This is a genomic window from Gordonia sp. (in: high G+C Gram-positive bacteria), from assembly GCF_012515855.1.
GTDB lineage: Bacteria > Actinomycetota > Actinomycetes > Mycobacteriales > Mycobacteriaceae > Gordonia.
Map to the genome: position 1 here is coordinate 1 of NZ_JAAYXO010000258.1, position 1,814 is coordinate 1,814.

Here is a 1,814-nt window from a genome sequence, read left to right on the forward strand (position 1 = left end):
CCCGTTGGCTGAACAGAGCGGCTTGATTCTCGAAATTGGTGACTGGGTCGTCGAAGAGGCATGCCGCACTCTCGCAGAACGAAAATCAAATCCGCATCTCATTGACGTGCCGCTGTCGATCAATGTGAGCGAGTACCAGCTTCGGGTGGGAACCTTCGTTGACAAGGTGAAAGCCGCTCTGCTGAAGTATGGGCTGCGGCCGAGCATGCTCTGCATCGAGGTCACCGAGACGCTGCTCCACGTTGATATTGACCGCTCCATCGCGCAGCTTGAGCAATTGCGCGAACTTGGCGTGAAGATCTCTCTCGACGATTTCGGTACCGGATTTTCGTCGCTCAGCTACCTGCAGCGTCTGCCAGTGCACGAGGTAAAGATCGATCGATCATTTATTGCGGCGCTTGAACACGACGATGGGCAGATGAAGTTTGTGCAAGGCATTGTGAAGCTCGCGCACATCATGGGGTTGTCCACCGTCGCAGAAGGGGTCGAGAACGAAGCCCAGTTCCAGCGGCTGCGCAGCATGGGTGCCGACCGCTTCCAGGGGTTTGCGTTCGGCAAACCTGAACCGGTGTAACCGCCAGCGCGACGCTAACGAGGTGTAGACGACAGCGCGACGCTAACGAGGAGACACAGGGAGACTGGTGCCGACGAGGCTGACCGGTCTGGTAACGAGGCGATCGGCGATTGCGATCAATGCCTGAGCAGCAGGATCAGCCTCCGGGCGGAGCACCGCCGGAATACCGACGTCACCCGCCTCTCGAAACGCCGGGCTGAGGGGCGCACTGCCGAGCAGCGGCACCGCAGCATCACGGGTGACGGTGTTCGTGCCACCACCGTTGCCGATTGTGGTTTCGACTGGAGCGGTCTCGTCGTTCTCGTGAGTGACCGCCTGGGATGCATGCTCATCATCGTCGTGCAGCGCGGACAGCCGTTCGGCAACGGCGACGCCGCCACCGGAACCAAACAGCTCGAGCACACTCCCGTCTGGCTGCACGAGGCCAGCCATATTCTCAATCACCCCAATGACTCGCTGGCCGGTTTGCCGAGCCACAAGCGCGCTCCGCACCGCCACGTCAGCGGCTGCTGGTTGCGGTGTGGTCACCACGATCACCTCCGCCTGAGGGAGTAACTGACCGACGCTGATCGCAATATCGCCCGTACCCGGGGGGAGATCGAGGAGGAGGATGTCGAGGTCCCCGAACCAGACGTCGCGCAGAAACTGCTCAATCGTGCGATGGAGCATCGGCCCACGCCAAGACACAGCGGTGCTGCGGGGGTCGGCATCGCCCAAGAACATGCCGATTGAAATCACCTTTACCCCGTGAGCAACCGGGGGAACAATCATCTCGTCGAGTCTGGTGGGCTGCTCGACTGCACCGTCACTGGCAAGACCCATCAGCGCAGGAACGGAAAACCCGAACACATCGGCGTCGACCAGCCCGACAGAGAGACCGCGCTCGGCTAATGCCACCGCGAGATTCACTGTGACGCTTGACTTCCCGACGCCTCCCTTGCCGCTGGTGACCGCAATGACGCGCGTGAGCGAGTCTGGACCGAACTGTGGCGCCCGTGCGGGCTTGCCGCCGCGCACCAGCTTTATGAACTCGCGCCGCTGCTCAGGAGTCATGACCCCGACATCGAGAGTGACGCAGGTGATGCCTTCGGTTGCCGCTGTCGCGGCCCGCACTTCACGCTCAATGCGGTGCGCCGCGGGACACCCCACGATCGTGAGCGCAATAGCGACCGCCGCGTGGCCATCAGCAGACACTTCGACACTGCGCACCATTCCCAGTTCGGTGATGGGGCGCAGGATC

At 61.9% G+C, this 1,814-nt stretch carries 2 protein-coding genes; one reads left to right on the forward strand and one right to left on the reverse strand.

Features of this window, described 5'->3' with window-relative positions; translation table 11 throughout:
- A partial coding sequence (locus tag GX543_RS17805) for an EAL domain-containing protein (RefSeq protein WP_290853872.1) occupies window positions 1-574 on the forward strand: 574 nt, incomplete at its 5' end.
- A 42-nt stretch (window positions 575-616) separates the two neighbouring features.
- Here the strand turns inward: GX543_RS17805 and GX543_RS17810 are convergent.
- Window positions 617-1,814: P-loop NTPase (locus tag GX543_RS17810; protein ID WP_366929092.1), on the reverse strand; the 1,198-nt coding region annotated here is incomplete at its 5' end.